The organism is Solibacillus sp. FSL W7-1472 (assembly GCF_037969775.1).
Taxonomy (GTDB): domain Bacteria; phylum Bacillota; class Bacilli; order Bacillales_A; family Planococcaceae; genus Solibacillus; species Solibacillus silvestris.
The window spans coordinates 547,221-565,788 of record NZ_CP150208.1 but is presented as its reverse complement, the minus strand read 5'-3'; the positions used below and the strand labels follow the sequence as shown (position 1 = coordinate 565,788).

At 41.0% G+C, this 18,568-nt stretch carries 15 protein-coding genes and 1 riboswitch; of the genes, 2 read left to right on the top strand and 13 right to left on the bottom strand.

Going from position 1 to position 18,568, the window contains the following annotated elements; genetic code table 11:
* Window positions 1-85: 85 nt before the first annotated feature.
* The 13 genes from MKY07_RS02815 to MKY07_RS02755 form a co-directional block, all read right to left on the bottom strand.
* Window positions 86-721 (bottom strand): TetR/AcrR family transcriptional regulator, encoded by a 636-nt coding sequence (locus tag MKY07_RS02815; RefSeq protein WP_339263734.1) that lies wholly within the window; start codon window positions 719-721, stop codon window positions 86-88.
* A 3-nt stretch (window positions 722-724) separates the two neighbouring features.
* Window positions 725-1,861 (bottom strand): acyl-CoA dehydrogenase, encoded by a 1,137-nt coding sequence (locus MKY07_RS02810; RefSeq protein WP_008404507.1) that lies wholly within the window; start codon window positions 1,859-1,861, stop codon window positions 725-727.
* Window positions 1,862-2,064: 203 nt separating this feature from the next.
* Complete coding sequence (locus tag MKY07_RS02805; RefSeq protein WP_339263732.1) at window positions 2,065-3,201, bottom strand: acyl-CoA dehydrogenase; 1,137 nt, start codon at window positions 3,199-3,201, stop codon at window positions 2,065-2,067.
* A gap of 9 nt (window positions 3,202-3,210) precedes the next feature.
* Window positions 3,211-4,065, bottom strand: a complete 855-nt coding sequence (locus MKY07_RS02800; protein ID WP_014824738.1) for a 3-hydroxybutyryl-CoA dehydrogenase — start codon at window positions 4,063-4,065, stop codon at window positions 3,211-3,213.
* Window positions 4,066-4,078: 13 nt separating this feature from the next.
* Window positions 4,079-5,269, bottom strand: a complete 1,191-nt coding sequence (locus MKY07_RS02795; protein ID WP_339263729.1) for an acetyl-CoA C-acetyltransferase — start codon at window positions 5,267-5,269, stop codon at window positions 4,079-4,081.
* Between the two features lie 298 nt (window positions 5,270-5,567).
* Window positions 5,568-7,856: a (Fe-S)-binding protein gene (locus MKY07_RS02790; protein WP_339263727.1), complete on the bottom strand. Its 2,289-nt coding sequence runs from the start codon at window positions 7,854-7,856 to the stop codon at window positions 5,568-5,570.
* 206 nt (window positions 7,857-8,062) lie between these two features.
* Window positions 8,063-8,623 (bottom strand): cob(I)yrinic acid a,c-diamide adenosyltransferase, encoded by a 561-nt coding sequence (locus MKY07_RS02785; protein ID WP_008404520.1) that lies wholly within the window; start codon window positions 8,621-8,623, stop codon window positions 8,063-8,065.
* A 102-nt stretch (window positions 8,624-8,725) separates the two neighbouring features.
* Entirely contained in the window at window positions 8,726-10,192 is a 1,467-nt protein-coding gene (locus MKY07_RS02780) for an adenosylcobinamide amidohydrolase (protein ID WP_339263723.1), read from the bottom strand.
* A complete protein-coding gene (locus MKY07_RS02775; protein WP_008404523.1) occupies window positions 10,192-11,190 on the bottom strand; it encodes an iron ABC transporter permease in 999 nt (332 codons plus the stop codon). The genes MKY07_RS02780 and MKY07_RS02775 overlap by 1 nt, the downstream gene beginning before the upstream one ends.
* Window positions 11,183-12,130 (bottom strand): ABC transporter substrate-binding protein, encoded by a 948-nt coding sequence (locus MKY07_RS02770; protein WP_339263722.1) that lies wholly within the window; start codon window positions 12,128-12,130, stop codon window positions 11,183-11,185. Before MKY07_RS02770 ends, MKY07_RS02775 begins: the two co-directional genes overlap by 8 nt.
* Window positions 12,131-12,270: 140 nt before the next feature.
* Window positions 12,271-12,460: riboswitch (cobalamin riboswitch) on the bottom strand.
* Window positions 12,461-12,577: 117 nt separating this feature from the next.
* Window positions 12,578-13,732, bottom strand: a complete 1,155-nt coding sequence (locus MKY07_RS02765) for an acyl-CoA dehydrogenase family protein (RefSeq protein ID WP_339263720.1) — start codon at window positions 13,730-13,732, stop codon at window positions 12,578-12,580.
* Window positions 13,733-14,070: 338 nt separating this feature from the next.
* Window positions 14,071-15,738, bottom strand: coding sequence for an arginine--tRNA ligase (argS, locus tag MKY07_RS02760; RefSeq protein ID WP_339263719.1), 1,668 nt, complete (start codon window positions 15,736-15,738; stop codon window positions 14,071-14,073).
* A gap of 2 nt (window positions 15,739-15,740) precedes the next feature.
* The gene (locus MKY07_RS02755) at window positions 15,741-16,178 is read right to left on the bottom strand and encodes a DUF1934 domain-containing protein (protein WP_339263718.1); all 438 of its coding nucleotides are present in this window, start codon (window positions 16,176-16,178) and stop codon (window positions 15,741-15,743) included.
* Between the two features lie 194 nt (window positions 16,179-16,372).
* Here MKY07_RS02755 and MKY07_RS02750 point away from each other — a divergent pair, with 194 nt between their 5' ends.
* Entirely contained in the window at window positions 16,373-17,452 is a 1,080-nt protein-coding gene (locus MKY07_RS02750) for a GGDEF domain-containing protein (protein ID WP_065216627.1), read from the top strand.
* A 32-nt stretch (window positions 17,453-17,484) separates the two neighbouring features.
* The gene (locus MKY07_RS02745) at window positions 17,485-18,564 is read left to right on the top strand and encodes a diguanylate cyclase (RefSeq protein WP_339263715.1); all 1,080 of its coding nucleotides are present in this window, start codon (window positions 17,485-17,487) and stop codon (window positions 18,562-18,564) included.
* The last annotated feature ends 4 nt before the right edge of the window (window positions 18,565-18,568 follow it).

Genomic DNA, 18,568 nt, shown 5'->3' with positions numbered 1-18,568 from the left:
ACCCCTTTGTTATGTTGGAATAATGAAAAATCGCCATACGAAGCAAACTGTTTAACTAGTTGCTCTACATGGCGATTCTCCTTTCCTAATTTTCAAACTGCATAATGCCTTGTAAAAACATTGTTGTTTGCAAATTTATATATTGATCGATCGTGTATCGTTTTTGCAGTGCCCATTTGCGGAATGCCCAACTTTGCCCCTGTACGACGATGTGGTTTGCTGCTAAATAGATTGCATCTTCAGAAAGCGATAAATTACCAGCTTCCACACAGTCCTTTAATATGCGTTCAAAAATAGCGACCATTTCAAGTTCTTTATCGAGAATGTAATGCATCGCAGCTTTTTGCAATGACTTCGTTTCTTGATACATAATCGTAAACTCCTCAGGCATTTGATCAATCAGTAAATAATAATGACGGATCGCCTGTTTCAAACCTTCGATTGTACCTGAATCGGACGGGAAATCGGTTAAGCATTTCGTTACTTCATTGAAGATATTGTCGCAAACTAAAAATAAAACATCTTCTTTTGTACGAATATATTCATATAAAGTCCCGATAGAAAAACCAGCTGCTTTTGCAAGTTCCCTTGTAGTTGCACGGTGGAAGCCTTTTTCTTTGAAAAGCTTCACACCGGCATCGATAATTTGCTGACGGCGGGCAATAATTTTATTTTCATCTTTTATTGACGATTGGACGTGCAGCTTATCATTTTTCGCCATAGGCTATTTCGTGATCATACGCGAAATTACAAGGCGTTGGATTTCTTGTGTACCTTCATAAATTTGCGTAATCTTCGCATCGCGCATATAACGCTCAACAGGGTAATCTTTCGTATAGCCATAGCCGCCGAAAACCTGAACAGCTTCTGTCGTTACTTTCATCGCTGTATCACCCGCAAGCAGTTTTGCCATTGCCGATGCTTTTCCGTATGGTAAGTCATTTGATTCCAACCATGCCGCCTGGTACGTCAATAAACGTGAAGCTTCAATTTCTGTTGCCATATCCGCTAACTTGAATGATATCCCTTGGTTTGCAGTAATCGGCTTGCCGAACTGAACACGCTCTTTTGCATAATCAACCGCTGCATCCAATGCGCCCTGTGCAATCCCGACCGCTTGTGCTGCAATTCCGTTACGTCCGCCATCAAGCGTTTTCATCGCGATAATGAAACCTTGACCTTCTTCACCTAGTACGTTTTCTTTCGGTACACGGCAGTTGTCAAAAATAATCTCTGTCGTTGGAGATGAACGAATTCCTAGTTTCTTCTCTTTTTTCCCTACAGAGAAGCCTGGGTAGTCTGCTTCAACGATAAAGGCAGTCGTACCATTTTTCGCTTCCGGATCTGTCACCGCAAATACGACATAAATATCTGCCACTCCACCATTTGTAATGAAGATTTTCGAACCGTTTAAAATATAGTCGTCCCCGTCTTTTACGGCATATGTTTTCATTCCGCCTGCATCACTGCCTGAACCTGGCTCTGTTAAACCGTAAGCACCGATTTTCTTACCTTCTGCCATTGGACGAAGATATTTTTGCTTTTGCTCTTCGTTACCGAATTTGAAAATCGGCCAGCCTGCAAGTGATGTATGTGCTGACAATGTTACCCCTGTCGATGCACAAACACGTGACAATTCTTCAACTGCGATACAGTATGCCAAGTAGTCAAACCCTGCTCCGCCGTATTCTTCCGGCCAAGGAATACCTGTTAAGCCTAGCTCGGCCATTTTATCGAAAATGCCTCGGTCGAATTCTTCGTGCTCATCGCGGTGCTCTGCTGTTGGTGCTACTTCATTGATTGCAAAATCGCGAATCATTTCGCGTAATTGTTGGTGTTCTTCTGATAATTGAAAGTTCATATCCCCATATCCCCTTTAAATTAGATTACCCGTTGATTTCCGTTACGGTTACGCTTTCCGCGGGCACGAGGCCAACACGGATGTTGGTCACAAAAGCGTTGCCACAGGACGTGGCGTTCTTAGCTTTTGTTCCTAGTCTCTGGCGTCGTGCTTTTCCAGCTGGAGTCGAACCTCCACTTCAATCAACAATATTTATAAGTACGTCACCCCATCACATGCTTACTAATAACGATGCGCTGGATTTCGCTTGTGCCTTCGTAAATTTGTGTAACTTTTGCGTCGCGGAAATAGCGTTCCACCGGATAGTCTTCGGTATAGCCGTAGCCGCCTAATATTTGTACGGCTTCTATCGCTGTATCCATCGCTGTTTGAGAAGCAAACAGTTTTGCCATCGATGCTTCTTTTCCGCATGACAGCCCTTCACTGCGCATGTTGGCAGCTCGGTAGACGAGCAGTTTCGAAGCTTCCACTGCTGTTGCCATATCGGCAAGCTTGAAGCCGACCCCTTGCTGCTGGGCAATTGGCTTTCCGAACTGTATCCGCTCTTTTGCATAGGCAGTTGCCGCTTCCAATGCTGCTTCGGCAATTCCTAAACTTTGAGCTGCAATGCCGATTCGTCCTACATCCAAGTTGGCCAATGCAATTTTAAAGCCATCCCCTACTTGCCCAAGCAAGTTTTCTGCAGGAACGCGCATGTTTTCAAATGTAAGCTGAACCGTACGAGAACCGTGAAGACCCATTTTTCGCTCGTCTTTTCCGATTATCAGACCTGGTGTATTTTTCTCTACGATAAATGCGGAAATCCCCCGAGAACCTGCTTCCGGATCGGTAGAAGCAAAGACGATATACACATCGGCTTCCCCGCCATTTGTAATAAACACTTTTGCGCCGTCCAGCACATAATGTTCGCCGTCACGAACTGCCCGAGTTTTCAGTGAACCTGCATCACTACCGGCACTTGGCTCTGTTAAACAAAATGCTCCGATCGATTCTCCACTTGCTAGCTTCGGTACATACTTTTTCTTTTGTTCTTCATTGCCGAAATATAATATCGGATTTGTGCCGACAGAAGTATGCACTGATAAAATAACACCCATTACCGCACTTACTTTCGACAGCTCATGAATCGCTATAATGTAGGAAGTAAAATCCATTTCCGCCCCGCCATATTCAGCAGGTGCAGTAATTCCCATCAGACCAAGCTCACCCATTTTCGTCAGCAAATGCCTCGGAAACTCTCCCGCTTCCATTTGCTCGATAAACGGTTCAATTTCGGTTTTAGCAAAATCACGAACCATGTTACGCATCATCAACTGCTCATCAGTAAATTGTAAATTCATAGAAGTCCCTCAGCTTTCGTATATGTAGAAACCTCGACCGCTCTTTTTGCCTAACCAGCCGGCTGCCACATATTTGCGTAATAACGGACATGGACGATACTTACTGTCACCTAGTCCTTCGTGTAAAATTTCCATAATCGACAAGCATGTATCCAACCCGATAAAATCAGCTAATGTTAATGGACCCATCGGATGGTTCATCCCCATTTTCATCACATCGTCAATTGCTTCTTTCGACGCTACGCCTTCATACAATGCATAAATTGCTTCATTGATCATTGGCAATAAAATACGATTTGAAATAAAGCCCGGGAAATCATTTACTTCCACACCTGTTTTCCCCAGCTGCTTTGTCATTTCAGCAACCGTTTCATACACTTCATCCGCTGTTGCCAATCCGCGAATAATTTCAACAAGCTTCATGACTGGAACCGGATTCATGAAGTGCATACCAATTACTTGCTCAGGACGTTTTGTCACTGCCGCAATTTCGGTAATCGGTAAACTCGATGTATTCGTCGCTAAAATGGCATGCTTAGGTGCAATTTCATCAAGCTGCTTAAAAATCGATTGTTTAATATCCATGTTTTCAACTGCCGCTTCAATGATAATGTCCACGTCTTTTGCATCTTCAATCGTCAATGATTTAGTAATTCGAGCTAAAACAGCCGATTTTTCTTCTTCTGTTTTTCGGCCCTTTTCAACATCGCGTGCCAAATTTTTCGTTATGGTATTTAAACCTCGTTCGAAAAACTCATCCTTCATATCATTCAAAATGACTTCATAGCCTGCCTGTGCACAAACTTGTGCGATCCCGGAACCCATTTGCCCTGCGCCGATGACCATTACTTTTTGAATTGCCATTTATTTCATCCCCTTAGTTTGTTACTTCGATTAATACCGCGTCCCCTTGACCGCCGCCAGAACAAATAGCCGCAATTCCTAGACCGCCCCCACGACGCTTCAGTTCGTAAGCGAGTGTTAATATAATACGGGCACCACTTGCTCCAATCGGATGTCCTAAAGCTACGGCACCCCCGTTAACATTTACTTTGCTCTCATCCAGTCCGCTAATTTGATTGCTTACAAGAGCAACCGCTGCGAATGCTTCATTAATTTCGATTAAATCAATGTCTTCCAATGTTTTGCCAGATTTTTTTAGCAACTCATTTATTACAAGTCCCGGTGTTTGCGGGAAATCTTCAGGTGCTACCCCTACTTCCGCATGCGCGAGAATTGTTGCAAGTGGCTGACGGTTTTCCTGATGTGCTTTTTCTTCGCTCATTAGTACTAGTGCACATGCTCCGTCATTCACACCTGGAGCATTACCAGCTGTAATTGTACCGTCACTGCTGAACGCCGACTTTAATTTTGTTAGCGTTTCCAATGTTGTCCCTGCTCGCGGTGCCTCGTCCGTCTCAATACGAAGTGGTTCGCCTTTACGCTGTGGAATTTCCACTGCTACGATTTCCTCTGCAAATTTCCCTGAATCCATTGCCGCCAGTGCTTTTTCATGGCTACGTACCGCCCATGCATCCTGCTGTTCACGAGAAATCTCAAACTTGTTCGCTGTGCTATTACCGTAAATGCCCATATGCACTTGTTTCGGATGGAAGGCACAAGACAAACCATCATAAATCATGCCATCTACTAAACTAGCATCTCCCATACGCAAACCAAATCTACCTTTTGGCATATAGTACGGTGCGTTTGACATCGATTCCATTCCACCTGCCACGATTACTTCTTCGTCCCCTAATCGAATAAGCTGATCGGCAAGAGTAACACTGCGCATGCCTGAAGCACATACTTTGTTAATTGTTTCGGTTTTCACATTCCAAGGAATTCCCGCTTTTGTTGCAGCTTGCCGTGAAGGGATTTGCCCCTGTCCCGCCTGCAATACGGTTCCAATAATGACTTCATTTACCTCATCTGCTGATACATTGGCCTTTACCAATGCTTCTTTAATTGCAATTCCGCCTAAATCACTTGCTGTTAATGAACTTAATGCACCACCAAATTTACCGAATGGTGTTCGTGCGCCGTCTAAAATAACTGTTCTCGACAATCCATACACCCCTTTGTTTGAATTAATCCGAATTTTGTACATCGCCATCCGTATTGTGAAGTTCCTGCAGGCTATTAATCTATTAGTAACAATCCCCATCATTTACTAATAGAAACACTGTTTGCAGTCTGTAATTAGTAATTCGACTGAACGCTCGCTCAATCAATATTTAGAAAAAAATGAGAGTATTTACTACTCTCATTTCTTCGCTTACTTTCATTGTATTAAAACCCATTTGAATTCGCAACAAATTATTCAAATATACTGACTATAAATTTTATTCTCGTTAATTCTATTTTTACTTGTTTTGATCGTTATTTTCATTTTCAGCAGGTGCCGTATCTGTTGCCACTTGCTGCTCTTCTGTAAGTGATGAAGTTTCAACTGCTGATGCTTGTTTCTCAACTTCAATCGGTTCTACAGGTGAAGCAACTATTTCTTCTACTACTTCTTCTTGCACTTGTTGAACTTGCACTTTTTCCGGTGTACCGAATACTGCACGCTCTAAAATTTCAGCAATATCGTAAGTGCCGACTGTATCTTCCACTTCTTTTGCTTTCGTTCCATCCGAAAGCATTGTTAAACAGTAAGGACAGCCTGAAGAAATAACCGATGCCTGTGTTGCAATTGCCTGTTCTGTACGTGCAACGTTAATACGGTTTCCGACATGCTCTTCCATCCACATTAAGCCACCGCCTGCACCACAGCACATACCGTCTTCACGATTACGCTCCATTTCAACTAGCTTCACGCCTGCAATACCTTTTAAAATTTCACGTGGCGGGTCGAATACATCATTATAGCGTCCTAAGTAACATGAATCGTGGAATACAATCGTTTCATCCACACGGTAATCCATTGTTAAACGGCCTTCCTGAATCAGATCGTATAGTAATTCTGTATGGTGAAGTACTTCACCTTTCCAGCCGAAATCCTGATATTCATTTTTGAAAATGTTGTATGCGTGCGGGTCAATCGTTACAATTTTCGTCACGCCATTTTTCTCAAATTCGTCAATGTTGGCTGTTGCAAGCTCCTGGAACAGGAATTCGTTACCTAAGCGGCGTGGTGTATCTCCAGAGTTCTTTTCTTTGTTACCTAAAATGGCAAACTTAACGCCTGCTTTATTCATTAATTTAGCGAATGCCAATGCAATTTTTTGTGAGCGGTTATCAAATGAACCCATTGAACCGACCCAGAATAAATATTCCATTTCTTCGCCTGATTTTTTCAATTCTTTTACTGTTGGAACGTGTACTGTTTCGTCCAGTTCTCTCCAGTTTTCTTTTTCTTTACGGTTTAAGCCCCATGGATTCCCTTGGCGCTCAATGTTTGTCATTGCGCGTTGGGCATCCGGATTCACTTTACCTTCAGTCATTGTTAAATAACGTCGTAAATCAATAATTTTATCAACATGCTCATTCATTACCGGACATTGATCTTCACAGTTACGGCATGTTGTACAAGCCCAGATTTCTTCTTCTGTAATAACATCGCCGATTAATGACGGGCTGTAAATGTCTTCAATTACTGCACCTTCAGCACCAGCAGCCATTGCCAATTGGTTTCCTTGTGTATTATTAAAGAATGAGAATGGTACCCAAGGCTTTTTCTTTAGCTCAACTGCACCGGTAAATGTTAGATGGTCTCGTAATTTTACGATCAGGTCCATCGGTGAAAGCATTTTTCCTGTACCTGTTGCCGGACACATATTCGTACAACGTCCACATTCTACACATGCATACAGATCAAGCATTTGCTTTTGCGTGAAATCGTGAATTTTTCCGACTCCAAGCGGCGGCATACTTTCTTCATCTTCCGCTTCTTCCAATGCAGCAAAATCGATTGGACGTAATGTGCCAATACGGTCTTGACGGTTGTAATAAACGTTGAAAATCGACGTAATTAAGTGGAAGTGCTTACCTTGCGGGATATAAACAAGGAATGCTAATAACGCCAACAAGTGTGCCCACCACATAACGAAGAACAAGACAGCAGCAATCGTCGGATTCATCCACTGGAATACCCAGGCAATTGCAGATGCTACTGGTTCAGAACCTGTTAAACTATGTTCCTGCCATATTAAATAAAAGCCGTTGCCAAATAATGTAGCAAACATCAGGATTGCTAAAAACATATACACTAAGCCATTTTTAAAACCTTGCTTTAAACGCGCAAGCTTTTCCATATAACGACGGTAAAATGCAACCGCAACTGCGATTAAAATTGTTAGTACAACTAACTCCTGTGTAAATGTAAATACCGGATACAGGCCGCCGAGCGGTAAATGTGAACCTGGCGCCAGACCTTTCCAGATTAAATCGATTGCTCCGAACTGAACCATTAAAAATCCATAGAAAAACAGAACGTGTACAAGACCCATCTTTTTATCTTTTAATAGTTTTGACTGGCCGAATACTTTCTCGACAATATCCGACATACGTTCAGAAAATTTGTGATTGAACTCTTCTTTGCGACCAAGCTGAATGTAGTCATAACGTGTTTTCAGCAAATATGCGAATAACCCCAGCGCATAAAGTAACACGGCGAAAAATGCAATCCAGTTAATGATTAAAAATGTATTCATCCTTTTCCCCCCTAGAATACGAAGCTTTAAACCCCTTTGTTTATCTCATACACCCCGATAAACTATTTTTCCATATTAAACTATAAACCCATTGTAATAATGAATGAGCATTCAGTCAACAGATTTCGTCATTTATTCTGAAAATTAAATCAAAATATAAAAAATGCTAGTTAGACGATTTTACCGTCTTAACTAGCATTTTTCGTTTATTTAAATACGTCGCCACTACGAATATATTCGACATCCTGAATCGATAATCGATAGTTTACAACACGTGCTGCAGCAAATAAATAATCCGATAATCGGTTTAAATATTTTTGTACAACTGGTGAAACATCTTCAATTTCTTTCATTAAAGATACAGTTTCGCGTTCCGCACGGCGGGCAACTGTTCGAGCGATATGCAGAGTAGCTGCTGCAGGTGCTCCCCCTGGTAAAATGAAACGTTTTAATGGTGGAGCTTCTTCGGAAAGTGCATCGATACGGTTTTCCAAAACAGTGATCGGTTCTTCGGTAAGTTTGTAATGGCGTTCTTTCATTACATTTGCCAAGTCCCCGCCTCCATCAAACAATTCATGTTGAATGGCTGTTAAGTCGTCAATCAAATCCTTGAACTTTTCTTGCTCCAATTCACTGACAGCTTTACCGATAAATGAATTCAGCTCATCAATTGTCCCGTATGCTTCAACACGCAGATGGTCTTTATCAACACGTCCTCCAATAATGCTCGTCTTTCCTGTATCGCCTTGCTTTGTATATAATTTCATCCATCATCACCCTTTCGATTTAGTATTCTAGAATTTTTGAAAATTTCCTTCAAGTATATCGACACTCTTTTTCCATGCGTACGCTTTTTCTTTTAAGGTTTTTCATTTATTATTATGCTGTTTATATTTCTTAATCGCCTCGATCGTCACTTCAAAAACGGCCCGGCCGATCAGTTTGCCGATTTCTGTAATAGGTCCGGCATACGGCATTTCTTCACCTTGTTGGGTAGCGGCAATTAATAAACTGTCCGTTGCGGTGCTTGTTGCTATCGTATTTGTTACTGCATCTTTTATTTGCTGATCTGCCAATGCTTTCGTTTTGGCTTCTGTTGCCGTAATCATCGCCTGAATAAATGCTTCATCTGTCAGCTTACCATTAATGATTACCCATGTATTAATCGTACCGATATGTGGCTCTTCTTCGCGCAAATATGTTTTTGTAACGTCAACACTGTTGCCTACCCCTGCTGTTACCATGACAAGGATTTCTGCATTATTTTTCGAAAAATGACGAATTGCCGCGCAGCTTGTTTCCACGGCTGTCAGCATGACGACCGTATTTGTTGGAGAAAACTTGCGCTCTTTCAAAAAATGCTCCGTTTCCTCTTTCACATTATAAATATCGTATTCAGGAGCAATGGAACGGTTGAGTAATGTGTCATACCAGCCTATGCCGGCATTATGAACAGCTGATGAAATTACTTTTAGCGGTGCCTGTGCCTGATATTCGATATAGTCTTTAGTTATTTGAAACTTGTTGATATGGATTGCCGCAGCTTTTCTTTCCATTTCATTCGTTGGCAGCATCGTAATTTGCGGTTTTGGCAGTTCCGGATGGGGATATGTCGCAATTCGAGCCTGATACACATCGGCAATCTGCTCTTGCAGCACGACTTCATGCGGTTCGCCATACGCCCGTACTTCACCATTTTCCAATAGCAGCAGCTCATCACAATAAAGCGATGCCAAGTTAATATCATGGAAAATCGAGACAACTGTCAGCCCATGCACCTCAACTTGCATCCGAATCATATCCAAAATCTGCTTTTGATGCGCGATATCCAAATGGTTTGTCGGTTCATCCAATAGAAGCAGCTCCGAATTTTGTGCAAGTGCCTGTGCAATAAATACCCTTTGCTGCTCGCCGCCGGATAAAAACTCCAAGTATTGATTTTTATATTGCGAAACACCTGTGCTTTCCATCGCCCGCTGTACCGTCGTTTCATCTTCTTCCGTCCAAGATGAAAAAAAACCGCTCTGATGAGGGTAGCGTCCTAACGAAACCGCATCATATACACTGTTTGTAAATGCGCTTGCATTTAATTGGGGGAGTACGGCCATCTTTTTCGCTAATTGCTTGTTATCATAGCTTTTAAGCGGTTTCTCTTCAATGAAAATTTCGCCTGTTTCACATTTCAGCACACCACTGATCATCTTCAGTAATGTCGATTTTCCACTGCCGTTTGGACCAAGAATCCCGAGAATTCTTCCTTTTTCCACGTGAAACGTCATATTTTTCACAACTGTTTTCCCACCGTAACCGCCGGATAGATTATTTACTTTTAACATTATGCAACAACCTTTCTACGTTGCTTGAAGAAGATATAGGCAAAGACAGGTGCTCCAATAAAGGAAGTAATAACACCAATCGGCAGTTCAATAGGGGAAATAATTGTACGTGATACTAAGTCACAAATGACGAGCAGGCTTGCACCGTTCAAAAACGACAATGTCAATAAATGTCGATGGTCTGCTCCGATTAGCAGGCGAATCATATGCGGTACTACTAATCCGACAAATCCAATTGTCCCGGATGCAGCAACAGCCGCTCCTGTTAGAATGGAACCACCCGCCAATATCATATACTTGCTGCGCTTAACATTTACCCCTAAATACTGGGCACGCTCTTCTCCATAAATCATCGCATTCAATTCACGGCGAGTCAGCCAAATAATTGCTGTACCAAGCACCATAAATGGCAGAACCATCCGGACATATGGCCACCCTCGCATCGATACACTTCCTAGAAGCCAGCCGATGATTTCTCGTAGCTGTTCACCAGTAAGTGCGACCATTAAGGAAATACAGGACCCTAAAAACGAGCTGAAAATAATTCCCGTCAAAATCAGCGTCTCCATTTTCATCGAGCGGTCAACAAGTCTGGCAAATGTCAGGACGATGATCATCGTACATGCAGCTCCAGCCATACTGAATACCGGCAAAGTGAATACACCGAGCACCGGTATGGAAATGCCTAAAAAGATTGTCATTACCGCACCTACCGAGGCCCCTGATGAAATACCTAATGTGTATGGATCTGCCAAAGGGTTTTTAAGCAACCCTTGGAATGCTGCCCCCGCAATTGCTAAAGAAGCCCCGATTAATGCGGCTAAAATGACGCGTGGCATTCGGATTTTCCACAAAATACTGTATGCAACCGGATCTGTTGTTTTATCCCACAATGTCGAAAACGGAATATTAACTGACCCGAACGAAATGCCAATCCATATACTGCTTAAAAGCAATCCAATCGATAGTACATAGGCGATTGAATATTTTTTATTCATTGAATACCTCTGGATAAATTGCTTCCCCAATTGATTCAATACCTTCTACAATACGCGGACCTTGTCGACTTGTCGTATCGCTATCGACTAATTTCACATTGGCGTTTTTCACAGCATCCATTTCTGCATATGCATCATTTTCCTCGATTGCTGCCAAGTCGTTTTCATATGTTACTAAAATGATATCCGGATTGCTCTTTACAAATTGCTCCGAGCTGTACTGCGGCCACCCGAGTTCCGGAACGGCATTTTCTACATTTAATATATCAAGCATTTCACTAATGAACGTCTCCTGTCCAGCAACATATAGTTGCGGATTTGTCCCAACAACAACAAATACGGACTTCTCTTCCAGGTCGGCTACTTTCACTTCAATTTCTTCAATCCCCTCTTTAATGGAGATGATCATTTCTTCTGCTTCTTTTTCTTTATTCGTCAAATTGCCAATTTGTTCAATTGTTTCATATGTTTCTTCAAATGTTTTCGCATCTTTTACAACAAATACAGGAATTCCTACTGATTCAAGCTGAGCAATCGCCTGTTCATTGAAGCTGTACAATCCCGATTCATGTGCGACAACTAAGTCGGGCTGCAGGCTAATTATTTGTTCTAGATTAAATTCCATGCCGCCAACTGATTCTTTAGATAATGCTTCTTCAGGATATGTATCATTGTCGTTCACAGCAATAATTTCATCGTTTAACCCTAGTCCGAATAAAATTTCCGTATTGGATGGAGCCAATGTAATAATGCGCTCTGGTGCTTTTTCAAGCGTGATTTCTTTGTCCAAGGCATCTTTTATAGTTACCGGGAATTGTGCTGCTTCAGTTATTTCTGTATTGTCTTTTGCTGATTGTTCATCTGTTGCTTTTTCCGAGTTGCATGCCGCCAATGTTAATGTAAGTAATGCTGCGGAAGATAGCAGTTGCCATTTTTTCAAAATAATAACCTCCAAAATTTCGTTGTATAATTTTCTACAAAAATAAAAAGCTTCCTACTAAAATTGAAGGAAGCTTTACGTATGCAAATAAAATTCAATGGAAAAAGAATTTATCCGCCACATCCTATCCTCGTAGGTTTATTTTAGGGCATTATAAAGGCAGGTCTCCTGGCTTATGCATAACGTTGATAAGCGCCTTCCCGAAAGTTTTTCAGTGGCATACTGCTCTCAACTAGCATTTACAGTGGCGGGACCGCATCGGAATTGCACCGATTTCCCTTTTACTCCTTACTCTATCAGTGAGCAAGAACCTTTATCGTCCATATAAAATTAATAGCTCTATTATAGCTGATATTCATAAAAATGTGTGCTCAATCGCCAAAGTTTCAGATAATTCTTCTTATTTCGCTGAAATTACGAATAAAAGAACTGCTTCCCCCTTTGCTTTTAAGCTTTTTCAATTGCCGTTTCAGCTAAACGTTTAATCGTAATGTCATCCATTGGCGGATTGTGCAGACCTGCACGGACATCACGGTAATAGCGTTGAAGCGGATTTGATCTTTGCAGGCTTTTTGCCCCAACAAGACGCATCGCTTTATCGACAACTTCAATTGCTGTATTTGTCACTACATGTTTCGCAATATTGATTTCATTGACTAGTGTCGCCTTTTTAATCGGGTCATTATATAGTCCCGCAACTCCGTAAAGCGTAAAGCGCGCTCTCGTCAACGCCAAATCCATTTCGCCAATCAGCGTTTGTACATTTGGCAGCTGGGCAATCGTTCCTTGAATACTGTTGGGGGAATGGCTATTCGCAAAATTAACTGCGTAATCGCGTGCAGCCTGGGCAATGCCTAAATAGGTTGCCGGGATAAGCAGCAACCAGCCGTTCAGTTTAAATCCGGTTGAATAATTCGGTAATTCCACTAAGTTTGTTTTATCAACTCGTACATTATCGAGCACTAAATCATCGCTTCCCGTACCACGCATTGATGCAACATCCCATGTATTTTCGACCGATACCCCTTCAGCCGTTTTCGGAACGAGGAAAAATCCTAGCTGTCCCTCATCTTCAATCCATGCCGAAACTAAAAAATAGTCGAGGTCCGGTGCACCGCTCGTATAGTTTTTACGTCCATTAATTACATAATAATCCCCATCACGTTTTGCTGAAGTTCCCGGACGTCCGCCACGTACTGGACTTCCCATCGCAAACTCGCTTACCGCACGATTGACTGTCGCGCCATTTGCAACCTGTTCACCAAACCAGTCGAGCTTTTGTTCATCCCAGTAACGATTTTCGAAAATCTCGCCTACATTTTGAATTGTCCACGAAACAGCCAGCCCGGTGCTTCCGCAATAGCTCGCCAATGTTTCCTGCAGTAATAGCGCATCATAGACTGTGAAGCCATCCCCGCCATATTCCTTTGGCAGCGTTATTTTTGTATAGCCGATTTCGCGCAGCTTCCGGAAATTTTCAAATGGAAATGTTGCTTGTTCATCTGTTTGCTGAGCATTTACTATCACGCTCTGTGATATTGTTTCTAGCTTTTTCAGCCATTGTTGCTGCTCGTCGGTTTGAATAAATAATTCCTTGCTCATGGAAAGCACCACCTCATATTTATTGTCCTGTATATAGAAGTCAAATTTAATAGTACGTTTCGAGAAATTACAAGTCAATAGATATCCCCAGTTCCTTTATAGGGATTACACTAGATGCGTTTCCCTGTTTTGTAATTGGAAGGTTTGCTGGCGGAATTGGAACAAATTACGGAAAAAGGAGAACTGATTCAACTTAATGTGGAAGATAGCACCTCAAAAGGAGAACTGTTGCTCTCGAAACGTAAAACGAATCACGCTTAAAGTAGAAATCTCACAATCCTCAAAGAAAAAACACCCTATTTTCGTATACAGAAAATAGAGTGCTTTAAATAGTTGAATTACATTTTTTCAGGTGCGCTTACGCCGATTAGTTTCAGTGCATTCGCCAATGTTGTTTTTACTGCTGTGATTAATGCTAAACGAGCTTCTGTCAGCTCTTTGTTATCCTGGTTCAATACTTTTTCTGCATTGTAGAAGCTATGGAATGCAGCTGCCAAGTCTTGAATATAGTTTGCGATACGGTGTGGTGTGCGGTGTTTTGCTGCATCTGCCACAATTTGCGGGAATGCGCCGACTTTTTTCAGTACATCTTCTTCTTTTTCTGCTACTAGCAAGTTCAGGTTTTCCAATGAAGCTTCGAAACCTTGCTCGTTAGCTGCACGTAAAATCGATGAAATACGCGCATGTGCATACTGTGCATAATATACTGGGTTTTCGTTCGATTGTGATACCGCTAAGTCTAAATCGAAGTCCATATGTGAATCCCCTGCCGTTTTAACGAAGAAATAACGTACAGCATCCAAGCCTACTTCTTCTACTAACTCACGCATCGTTACAGCATTACCTGTACGCTTACTCATTTTGAATTTCTCACCGTTTTTGTATAGCTGAACCATTTGGATAATATCTACTTCCAATGTGCCGCGGTCATAGCCAAGTGCTTCGATTGCCGCTTTCATACGTGGAATATAGCCGTGGTGGTCAGCACCCCAAATATTGATCAGTTTATCAAATCCACGACGCAGTTTGTCTTCATGGTAAGCGATGTCCGGTGTTAAATATGTGTATGAACCATCGTTTTTAATTAATACACGGTCTTTATCATCACCGAATGTTGTTGAACGGAACCAAGTTGCGCCGTCTTCATCAAACACATGACCATTTGCTTTTAGTTTGTCTAACGCTACATCGATTTTACCGTTTTCATATAAAGATGTTTCTGAATACCAAACATCGAATTCAACACGGAAGTTTTTAAGGTCGTTTTGCAGTTTTGCCAATTCCAGTTTCAAGCCGTGCTCACGGAAAAATTTAAAGCGTTCTTCATCGGACTTGTCCAAAATCGTCGCACCGTATTCTTCAGCCAGCTTACCAGCGATTCCGATAATATCCGGACCGTGGTATCCGTCTTCCGGCATTTCTGCTTCCATACCTAACGCTTGCTTATAACGTGCTTCCAACGAATACGCCAAGTTATTAATTTGGTTACCCGCATCATTAATATAATATTCACGTGATACATCAAAACCAGCAAAATCCAATACATTACACAATGAATCGCCTACAGATGCACCGCGCGCATGTCCTAAATGCAAGTCACCAGTCGGGTTAGCAGATACGAACTCAACTTGTACTTTTTCTCCTGCGCCTGCAATTGAACGACCGTAGTTTTCGCCTTGTTCAAATGTAGCTGTAACTACACTTGCCAAGAAGTCTTTACGTACTGTGATATTCATGAAACCTGGTCCGGCAATTTCAATCTTCTCAATATCTGTACCTTCAGTCGTTAAATGCGCTAAAATTGCTTCAGCTATTGCACGTGGTGGCTTCTTCGCCAATTTTGTCAATTGCATTGCGATATTTGTTGCGAAGTCTCCGTTTGCTTTATCCTTTGGTGTTTCTAAATGAATATTGATTTCCGTGCCTTCTTCTACTAGGCCTGCTTGATCGATTGCCGCTTTGAGTGCTGCTTTAATCGATTGCTGTAATTGTTCTACTGCGTTCATCGTTATACCTCCGTAAATTGAATATCTAATTTGTAATGGCCAACTGAGTTGCCACCTATGATAAGGTCATATTGCGTTTTAAATTGCCCTGACACTTTTTCGCTTTGTACTACTTCTATGGCTAACTGATGTGTATCGGTAACAAGAGGTAATGAGCCGAATGGACTTTCATAATGACCATTCTCGCGTAAGTCCGGATTTAAAGGCAAACGCATGTTCACACCGCCTTTTCGCATAATAAACGAATTCGCTTCATTCAGTTTAATCGTCGTTTGAATTTGCAGATCCTCCTGAACTTCCTCATAGCGCAGATAATGACTGTTCCCTTTTTCCACACAACTGCCTTCAAGCCACATTTCATATTGTTCAAGCTCGCCCTCGGTTGGAATGATTGAGGAAACTAGTTTAATTTTGACTGTTTTCCCGCTCTCGTTCGCCATAGCAGTCAGCTCCTATACATATATTTCTATAACCTTTTTATTATAGGATAAGTATATCTCTTTAAGCAACAACGAACTTAACTTTGCGCTTACTCCCTCAATCATCTTGATTTGGACAATTTTCCTTCAATTCCACTATTTTTATAGCAATTTTCGTTCGGAACAGTAATGATTAGTGTATAAAGGAGCTTATTATGTTAATCGAATTACTATCTTACTTCTGTATATTATTTACGTTTACACTTTTAATTTATTGGCCATTTATCAACTACTTTAGACAGACACCATTCATCAGTCGAACGAAGCCTTATGTAATTGGATTGAAGTTTGGTGTAACCGGCCTTGTGCTGACGTTCTCTGCTGTTCACCTTACGAATGATTTCATGATGAACATTCAGTATATTCCGGTGTTATACAGTGGTCTTTTAGGCGGGCCATTTGCTATTCTGATCAGTGGTCTGATTATAGGAATCGGACTTTTTTTCCTGCCATATTTGGCATGGGTACCGATGTTCCTGAATATTAACTTTATTGTACTTGTTCTGATATTATTCTTTGTCACAAGTAAATATAAAATGACGCAAAAAAATATATTTTTATTTTTTTGGGGATGCTTTATTGAAACATTTATCGCATTATTTCTCGGGCTTTGCTTCCATACTAAAAGCTATGAATACTTATTGCTTTATGGCATCTTTACGATTTTTTCATTTTATTTCATTTACTTTGTCATTCGCCAAATAAAACTTGCCAATGATACTGTACAACAGACGACTTATTTGAAAAAGATCGATTTTTTGACACAGTTGCCAAACAATAAGGAAAATGAGAAATTTGTCAAAAACCTGATGAAAAAGAAAACCTCTTTCAATTTATTGCTCGTCGATATTCGGGATTTTAAAATGATAAATTTACGGCATGGTTTTTCTACAGGTGATCTTGTTATTAAACAACTTGCCCAACACTTGATGGAATATGCCAATAAAAATGGAGCATATGTTGGCCGATTAGGCGGTGAGGAGTTTCTTCTCATATTAAAGGATGTACCTCCTGCTATTGCGATTGTAGAGGCCAATAATCTAATTAATATGATTGCCCAACAGCCGTTCGAAGTATCCCAAGATTTATCTTTACATATTTCTGTTACGGTTGGAATTAGTTCATTTCCTGATAATGGGGAAACATCTTTGGAGCTCCTGGAAAATTTAGTTATGGCAAAACAGCAGGCAAAAACAAAACTATCTTCTTATTTCCATATAAATAATCTAAAATAAGGGGTAACGATACATTACCAAGGGGTGATGCCATGTTTTTGGAGCTAACAATCAACTTTTCGATTCTATTTTGCTTTACGATTTTAATTTTCTGGCCTTTTATACAATATGAAGATAATCCTTTCATCCATAAATACAAGTCCATTATCGTCGGCGTGACATTCGGATGTGCCGCCTTTATTTTGACTGCATTGGCTACTCCCTATGCTCACGGTATGCTAATAAACAATCGGATTATATTTGTACTTTTCAGTGGTTTGCTTGGAGGACCTGTTTCAATTTTCATTACAGGTTTTATGATTGTGATCAGTCGGTATGTTTTATTGTACACATCAGTATTGTCGTTCATTATCATGCTGAATACTTTAGTAGTGACAGTCATTGCATGTTTTTTCGCATTCAAACGTCCGATTACCTATCAAAATTTACCGGTCTATTTTTTCGTTATAACGATCGAACACATTATCGTCCTCATTATTTATGACCGTTTTCAAATAAATAATCTGTTCTATTTAATCCTTTACTTTGCTGTTTCGACCATCACTTTTTTTGCAGTTAGAAAAATCTTAATGCAGCTTGAACATAAAAATAAACAAATCAGACAAATATACGCAATGCGGAAAACGGATTTGCTTACACAGCTACCGAATAATATTGCGATTGAGCAGAAGTTATTATTATTTGTGAATGCAAAAATTCCATTTGAGCTCCTTCATATCGATATTCGTCAGTTTCGTGAATTGAATTATATGTATTACTATAAAGCTGGCGATGAGGTGCTTGTCCAAGTCTCAAAACTAATGAAAGACCAGCTGCCGAAAAATGCGCTGATCGGGCGAATTGATAGTGATGAGTTTTATGTCGTGCTGCCGCATTTGGTACCTGCAGAAGCGGTCACTTTAGCCAACGCAATCAATAAAGCTGTACAGCAGCTCACTTTTGAAAATTATCCATCCAGTCAGCTCGTTCTTGCAATTGGTATCTGTTCTTTTCCGCAAAATGGACAGAGCGTTAAAGAGCTTTACCGCTTTTCATACGAAGCCTTATTGAGAGCAAAGCATCAGGCAAATATTCAGATCTGCCATTACAACCAGATGAAACAGCGATACTAAAAAG